This window comes from Albidovulum sp. (genome assembly GCF_041919395.1).
In the GTDB taxonomy this organism is placed as follows: domain Bacteria; phylum Pseudomonadota; class Alphaproteobacteria; order Rhodobacterales; family Rhodobacteraceae; genus Albidovulum.
Window position 1 is genome coordinate 22,179 of record NZ_JAYRTX010000034.1, and the last position, 7,025, is coordinate 29,203.

General features: G+C 69.9%; 6 protein-coding genes. 3 read left to right on the forward strand and 3 right to left on the reverse strand.

Annotation, left to right across the window (positions count from 1 at the left end; genetic code table 11):
- The 3 genes from ribB to ACMUOO_RS07865 all read right to left on the reverse strand — a co-directional run bounded on the left by ribB (position 1) and on the right by ACMUOO_RS07865 (position 2,380).
- Positions 1–1,107: a 3,4-dihydroxy-2-butanone-4-phosphate synthase gene (gene ribB / locus ACMUOO_RS07855; protein ID WP_301919458.1), complete on the reverse strand. Its 1,107-nt coding sequence runs from the start codon at positions 1,105–1,107 to the stop codon at positions 1–3.
- Between the two features lie 71 nt (positions 1,108–1,178).
- Positions 1,179–1,781 carry a hypothetical protein gene (locus ACMUOO_RS07860; RefSeq protein ID WP_301919459.1) on the reverse strand — a complete coding sequence of 201 codons (603 nt, stop codon included), beginning with the start codon at positions 1,779–1,781 and terminating at the stop codon, positions 1,179–1,181.
- Entirely contained in the window at positions 1,778–2,380 is a 603-nt protein-coding gene (locus ACMUOO_RS07865; RefSeq protein ID WP_301919460.1) for a riboflavin synthase, read from the reverse strand. The genes ACMUOO_RS07860 and ACMUOO_RS07865 overlap by 4 nt, the downstream gene beginning before the upstream one ends.
- Positions 2,381–2,584: 204 nt before the next feature.
- On the opposite strand from ACMUOO_RS07865, the gene ACMUOO_RS07870 reads away from it, so the two are divergent.
- The 3 genes from ACMUOO_RS07870 to ACMUOO_RS07880 form a co-directional block, all read left to right on the forward strand.
- Positions 2,585–3,838 (forward strand): capsule biosynthesis protein, encoded by a 1,254-nt coding sequence (locus tag ACMUOO_RS07870; protein WP_301919657.1) that lies wholly within the window; start codon positions 2,585–2,587, stop codon positions 3,836–3,838.
- Between the two features lie 84 nt (positions 3,839–3,922).
- Positions 3,923–5,047 carry a polysaccharide biosynthesis/export family protein gene (locus ACMUOO_RS07875; protein WP_301919658.1) on the forward strand — a complete coding sequence of 375 codons (1,125 nt, stop codon included), beginning with the start codon at positions 3,923–3,925 and terminating at the stop codon, positions 5,045–5,047.
- Positions 5,047–7,025: capsular polysaccharide biosynthesis protein (locus ACMUOO_RS07880; protein WP_413854989.1), on the forward strand; the 1,979-nt coding region annotated here is incomplete at its 3' end. The genes ACMUOO_RS07875 and ACMUOO_RS07880, both read left to right, overlap by 1 nt.

The following is a 7,025-nucleotide window of genomic DNA, read 5'->3' on the forward strand; positions in this document are numbered from 1 at the left end:
TCAGCCTTTCGTAATGGGCCGCGTGCCAGCGATGTGGAGGTCGTAGGCATCGAGCCCGAGATAGCGGGTGAGCGGCGAATCTGTCAGCAGGATCAGTTGTTTAAGGCCCATAGAGGAGAGGATCTGCGCACCGAGCCCGGTCTGCTTGACCGTACGCGGCCCGTCGTCCTCGTCCTCGGCCAGAAGCTTGGCCTGCGGATCGCGGAAGAGACAGACCACGCCCCGCCCCTCCTCGGCGATGATCTTCATGGCGCGCGCCAGTTCTCCCTCCGGCGCGGGACCGAGCGCCAGCACGTCTTCCAGCACGTTCAGCGCATGGGTGCGCACGAGAACCGGCTGGCGCGTGGTGATGTCGCCCTTGGTCAGCACGACATGCTCGGTTCCCTCGGTCACGTCGGTGAAGATGCGCATCGTCCAGTCGCCGCCATGGGCCGAGGTGACGGTTTTCCTCAGCGTCTCGCGCACGAGGTTGTCATGGCGACGGCGGTAGGCGATGAGATCGGTGATCGTGCCGATCCTGAGCCCGTGCCGCTGCGCGAAGCCGACGAGGTCGGGCAGCCGCGCCATCGTGCCGTCCTCGTTCATGATCTCGCAGATCACTCCGGCGGGGTTGAGGCCGGCGAGCCGCGCGATGTCGGTCGCGGCCTCGGTATGGCCGGCGCGGACGAGCACGCCACCGTCCCGCGCCCGCAGGGGGAAGATGTGGCCGGGCGTCGCGATGTCGGCCGGCCCCTTCGTCGGGTCGATCGCCACGGCGACGGTCAGCGCCCGGTCATGGGCCGAGATGCCGGTGGACACCCCCTCGCGCGCCTCGATCGAGACGGTGAAGGCCGTCTCGTGACGCGAGGAGTTCTTGGTCGACATCAGCGAGAGGCCGAGCGCGTCGATCCGCTGCGAGGTGAGCGTGAGGCAGATGAGACCGCGCCCGTGGGTCGCCATGAAGTTGATCGCATTGGGCGTGCACATTTGCGCGGGGATCACGAGGTCGCCCTCGTTCTCGCGGTCCTCCTCGTCGATCAGGATGAACATGCGCCCGTTGCGCGCCTCGTCGATGATCTCCTCGGTGGGAGAGATGGCGCGTGTCAGATCGTCGAGAGGATCGGTCATGGCTGCGGTTCCGGCTTGTTCCTGCCCGCGATAGCCCAAGCGGCCGGGGTTTGCCAGTGCGGAGGCGCTGTTCAGCCCCGAACAGTGCCGGGGCGGCCGAAGTAGCGGTCGCCGGGCAGGAACCCCGCCAGCCGCGCCGCGCCGACCCACTCGCGTTCCAGCGCGGTTTCCCCGACCAGGAGCACCCGGTCAGCGGGTGCGCGGATCTCGGCCAGAAGGACGGCGAGTGCGGCGCGCGTCTCGCCCCAGCCGTCCTTAAGTCCCGGCGCGCGGGCCGCGGCGTCGACCGCGACGCCCTGCCCCTCAAGGGCCCGACGGATGCGCCCGGGGTCGAGCGGCGGTTGCGTCGCCACGAGCCGTCGGATGTGGCGCAGGCCCGCAAGCTTTTCGGCATCCCCGGCCGCCAGCCGGTCGCCGTCACGCAGGAGGCGGAGCGCGTTGGTCGAGAAAAGGAAGGCCACGAGGTCATGCCCCGTCGTCGCGCGCACGCCGGCATAGGTTCGGTAGTCGAGGCCGATTTCGGCGGCGCGCCGTACCTGAAGGCGCACGATCTCGATGGGCAGCTTCGGCAGAAGCGCCGCACGCGCAGCCTGCCAGCAATACCGCCGCCAGGCGGAGGCGGGCTCCACCGTCGGGCCGCCGTTGTGTCCCCGGCCGGCGCCCGCCCGTGTCATGCCCCGGACCAGTCCCTGAGCCGCGCGACATAACGTGCGAGCGTGTCGATCTCGATATTGACCCGGTCGCCGACCCTGGCCTCGCCCCAGGTCGTCACCGCCTTGGTGTGGGGGATGATGTTCACGCCGAACTCCGCCCCGGCGACCTCGTTCACCGTGAGTGAGGTGCCGTTCAGCGCGACCGACCCCTTGGGCGCGATGAACCCGGCGAGCGCCACGGGCGCGCAGAAGGTGAAGCGGGTGCTGTCGCCTTCGTCGCGCATGGCCGCGATCTCGGCCACGCCATCGACATGGCCGGACACGATGTGGCCGCCCAGTTCGTCGCCCACCTTCAGCGCACGTTCGAGGTTGAGCCGCTTGCCCGCATGCCAGCCGCCGAGGTTGGTCTTGGACACCGTCTCGGCCGATATCTGCACGTCGAACCAGCCGCGCGGATGCTCGCCAACGGCGACCACCGTCAGGCAGACCCCGTCGCAGGCGATGGAGGCGCCGATGTCGATCCCGGCCACGGGAAAATGCGTGGCGATTCGCGCGCGAAGATCGCCCGCCTGATCGAGCGCGAGAACCTCGCCCACGTCAGTGATGATCCCGGTGAACATAGCGGACCTCCTCTTTCCACCTGCCTACCCCCGGCCGCGCGACGTCGCAAGGGCGCGCGCCGCCCCTGCCACAGTCCTGCCAAAGCGATGCGATATGGCGCGATGGCACGTGACAACCCCCGCACGGCAAGCCACAAGGAGCTGTGGGGATGGAGGAAAGTGAAGGACACCGAGGGACATGGCCGGACGACACGCCGGGTCCTGATGCTTCAGGGTCCGCACGGACCGTTCTTCCGCAAGCTTGGCGCGATGCTCGAAACCGCCGGCGCCGAGGTCTGGCGTGTCGGTTTCAACAGGGGCGACGAGGTCTTCTGGGGCCGCGAGGGATATCTTCCCTACACCGGCCAGCCGGAGGACTGGCCGGCCGCCTGCGCCGACCACCTCGACCGGCTCGCGATCACCGACCTTGTGCTCTACGGCGACGCCCGCCCGATCCACGCCGAGGCGATCCGCGAGGCGAAGGCCCGCGGCATCACCGTGCATGTCTTCGAGGAAGGCTATCTCAGGCCTTACTGGGCGACCTACGAGCGCGGCGGATCGAACGGACACTCCCGGCTGATGACGCTTTCGGTGGCGGGGATGCGCGCGGCGCTGGCGCGGTCGGAGATGGAGATGCCGAAGGCCCCCGCGCACTGGGGCGACATGCGCGAGCACATCTTCTATGGCGCGCTCTATCACTTCCTCGTGCTCGCGTTCAACCGCGGCTACGCCGGGTTCCGACCGCACCGCGGCGTGAGCGTGACGGAGGAGTTCCGCCTCTACCTTCGCCGGCTCCTCCTCATGCCGGTGCACCGGCTGGAACGGCGGCTGGCGACCTGGCGCATCCGCCGCGGCGCCTTTCCGTACCACCTCGTGCTTCTGCAGCTCGAACACGACGCGAGCTTCCGGACCCATTCCGACTTCGGGTCGATGACCGAGTTCATCACGCTCTGCCTCGACGGCTTCGCGGCCGGCGCGGCCCCGCACCACCACCTCGTCTTCAAGGCCCATCCCCTGGAGGACGGGCGCGCCAACATCGGCGGAGCGGTGCGCGACGGCGCGCGCCGCCTGGGGATCGGACACCGCGTCCACCTTGTCCGCGGCGGCAAGCTTGCGCGGCTCCTTGACGGGGCGCGGAGCGCGGTGACGGTCAATTCGACCGCCGGCCAGCAGGTACTCTGGCGCGGTCTGCCGCTGCGCGCCTTCGGCCGCGCCGTCTACGCCAAGCCCGAATTCGTCTCCTCCCAGACGCTGCCGGAGTTCTTCGCCGATCCGCAGCGGCCCGACCAGCGCGCCTACCGCGACTACCGCCATTATCTCTTGGAAACCTCGCAGGTCCCCGGCGGATTCTACTCCGCGCAGGGGCGCCGATTCCTCCTCCGCCAGGTCGTCGACATGATCCTCGCGCCGCGCGATCCCTACGACGCGCTGGTCGAGGGCAAAGCGGCAGCACGGCAACAGTTGGCGCGCTCGCAATAGTACCGCTGGAAAAGCCACTGCGGTTTCATTAGGCTCGGTCCGGACTTGAGGCAGTTTCCCGTCAAGAGGAGCCTGAGCGTGAGGATGTATTCGACCCGCTGGGCGCGTGGGGCGGCACTATTGGCCGTTGCGGCGCTTCTGGCGTCTTGCGGTCTGCCACGCTCGGGTCCCAGCAAGCGCGAAATCTACAAGAGTTCCGTCGAACAGTCGGGAGACGCATTCATCGTCAGCGTCGATGCCGAGGTCGCCCGAGCGGCGTCGGTCGTGCCGCCCCTCGGCTTCACCAACGGCTTCTTGGGAGCAGGCGTCGTCGGTTCGGACGATATCCGCCCGGGCGACGTGCTGAACCTGTCGGTCTGGGAAAACGTCGACAACGGACTTCTCGCCGCTCAGGGGTTGAACTCGACCACGCTGCAACAGGTGCAGGTGGACGGCGACGGCTACATCTTCGTGCCCTACGCAGGCCGGATCAAGGCCGCGGGCAACACGCCCGAGGCGCTGAGACGGGTCATTACCGGCAAGCTCGAAAGCCAGACGCCCGACCCGCAGGTCACGGTGTCGCGGCTCGCCGGCGACGGAGCGACCGTCTCGGTCATGGGGGGCGTCGGCGCCCAGGGCGTCTATCCGATCGAGCGGCCGACGCGTACGCTCGCGGCGATGATCGCCAGGGCCGGCGGCGTGGTGATCCAGCCCGAGATCGCCCAGATCACCATCACCCGCGGCACGCATACGAGCACGGTCTGGCTGACCGATCTCTACGACGATCCGCGCTACGACATCGCGCTCAGACCGGGCGACATCATCCTCGTCGAGAAAGACCAGCGCGCCTTCACCGCGCTTGGCGCAACGGGTGGGCAGCACCGCGTGCAGTTCGAGACGCAGGAGCTTTCGGCGGTCGAGGCCATCGCCCAGGTCGGAGGCCTCTCGACCAACTTCGCCGACCCGACCGGCGTCTTCGTCCTGCGCGAGGAGGCCCCCGAGATCGCCAACGCGGTGCTTGGCCGCGGCGATCTGGCGGGACCGGTCCGCATGGCCTATGTGCTCGACCTGACCGAGCCATCGGGCATCTTCAACGCGCGCGACTTCATGATCCGCGACGACGACACGATCTATGTCACCGAGGCGCCCTACGTCCAGTGGCACAAGACGCTCGCCGCACTGACGGGCGCGGCCAATTCCGCCCGATCGGTGTCGAACGTCGCCGACTGATGCCCGCGGGCGCCGCCGATGCCGCCGCGGCCGAGGCTTCCCGGCGGCTGTTCGTGTTCTCCGGCGGCTTCCTGACCGAACCGCGCATCCGTCGCATCCTCACCCTTGCCGGCTACGACCTCCGGCTCGGCAAGCCTGCGGGCGCCGCGGACCGCGTCGGTGTCTGGGGCCGGAGCCCCACCGCACCCCGTGGCGAGGCCGTCTCGGAATGGACGGAGACGCCCGTGGTGCGGGTGGAGGACGCCTTCCTCCGTTCTGTCCGGCCGGGCCGCGATGGCGGCGGTCCGCCGCTCGGCCTTCTGATCGACGATCTCGGCGTGCATTTCGACTCCTCCCACCCCTCGCGGCTGGAACGCATCCTGGCCACCGCCCCTCTGGACGACGGCGCGGTCCTTGCCCGCGCCCGCGACGGGATCGAGCGGTTGCGCGCCGCGCACCTGTCGAAATACAACGCCTTCGACCCGGCCCTGCCAGTGCCGGCGCCGGGCTATGTGCTGGTGATCGACCAGACCCAGGGCGATGCCTCGATCGAATGGGGCGGCGCCTCCGCCTCCACCTTCCGCGAGATGCTGGTCTTCGCGCAGGAGGAACACCCGGGTGCCCGCGTCGTCATCAAGTCCCATCCCGAGACCGCTGCCGGCAAGCGGCCGGGGCACTACAACGAGGGCCATGCGCACGGCCGGATCACGCTGCTTGATGCGCCCGTCTCGCCCTGGCGGCTGATGGAAGGGGCCGTCGGGGTCTATACCGTCTCCTCCCAGTTGGGGTTCGAGGCGATCCTCGCCGGCCATCGCCCCCGCGTCTTCGGCCAGCCGTTCTACGCGGGCTGGGGCCTGACCGCCGACGAGAACCCGGTGGCCCGGCGTGAACGCCGGCTGACCCGGGCCCAGCTCTTCGCCGCCGCGATGATCCTCGCGCCCACCTGGTACGATGCCTGCCGCGACCGGCTCTGTTCCTTCGAGGAGGCCGTGGACCAGCTCGAGGCCGAGGTGCGGGCCTTCCGCGAGGACCGGCGAGGCCATGTCGCGGTGGGGATGCGGCTCTGGAAGCGGCCACACTTGCAGAAAGTCTTCGGGCGGGAACGCCCGCTCGTGTTCGAGGAAGACCCCGGACGTGCGGTGGCCAGGGCGCGGACCGAGGGGCGCGGGCTCCTCCTCTGGGGCGCGGCGGAAGCGGGGCCGCTCGCCACCTTCGCGGGGGACATCCCGCTGGCCCGGGTCGAGGACGGGTTCCTCCGCTCGCGCGGCCTCGGGGCCGAGCTTGTCCCGCCCCTTTCGCTCGTCGCCGATCCCGTCGGCATCTACTACGACCCTGCCGGCGAGAGCCAACTGGAGCGGCTGGTCACAGCCGGCCCGCCGCCCGGCGGCGAGGGGCGGGCGGAGCGGCTGATGGCGCGGATCGTCCGGGCGGGGCTTACGAAATACAACCTCGAGGCCGAGGCGCTGCCCGAGCTTCCGCAGGGGCGTCGCATCCTCGTGCCGGGACAGGTGGAGGACGACGCGTCGATCCGCCTCGGCGCGGGGCGGGAACACACGAATCTCGCGCTCCTCGAGCGGGTTCGGGCCGAGAACCCCGACGCCGTGGTGATCTACAAGCCCCATCCCGACGTGGAGGCGGGGCTCAGGCCGGGCGCAGCGCCGCTGAAGGCGGCCGAGCGGCTTTCCGACGCCATCGTCCGCCGCGTCAGCCCCGCGACGCTGATCGAGCATGTCGACGAGGTCTGGACGATCACCTCGACCCTCGGTTTCGAGGCGCTGATGCGGGGCAGGCCCGTGACCTGCCTCGGGATGCCCTTCTACGCCGGATGGGGACTCACGCGCGATCTCTTCCCCGAGCCGCCCCGCCGCCGGGCGCGGCCGACGCTCGCGGCCTTCGTCCATGCCGCGCTCATCGCCTATCCGCGCTACCTCGACCCGGTGACGGGCCTGCCCTGCCCGCCGGAGGTCGTCGTGGAGCGGCTGGCGCGTCACGACCTGCC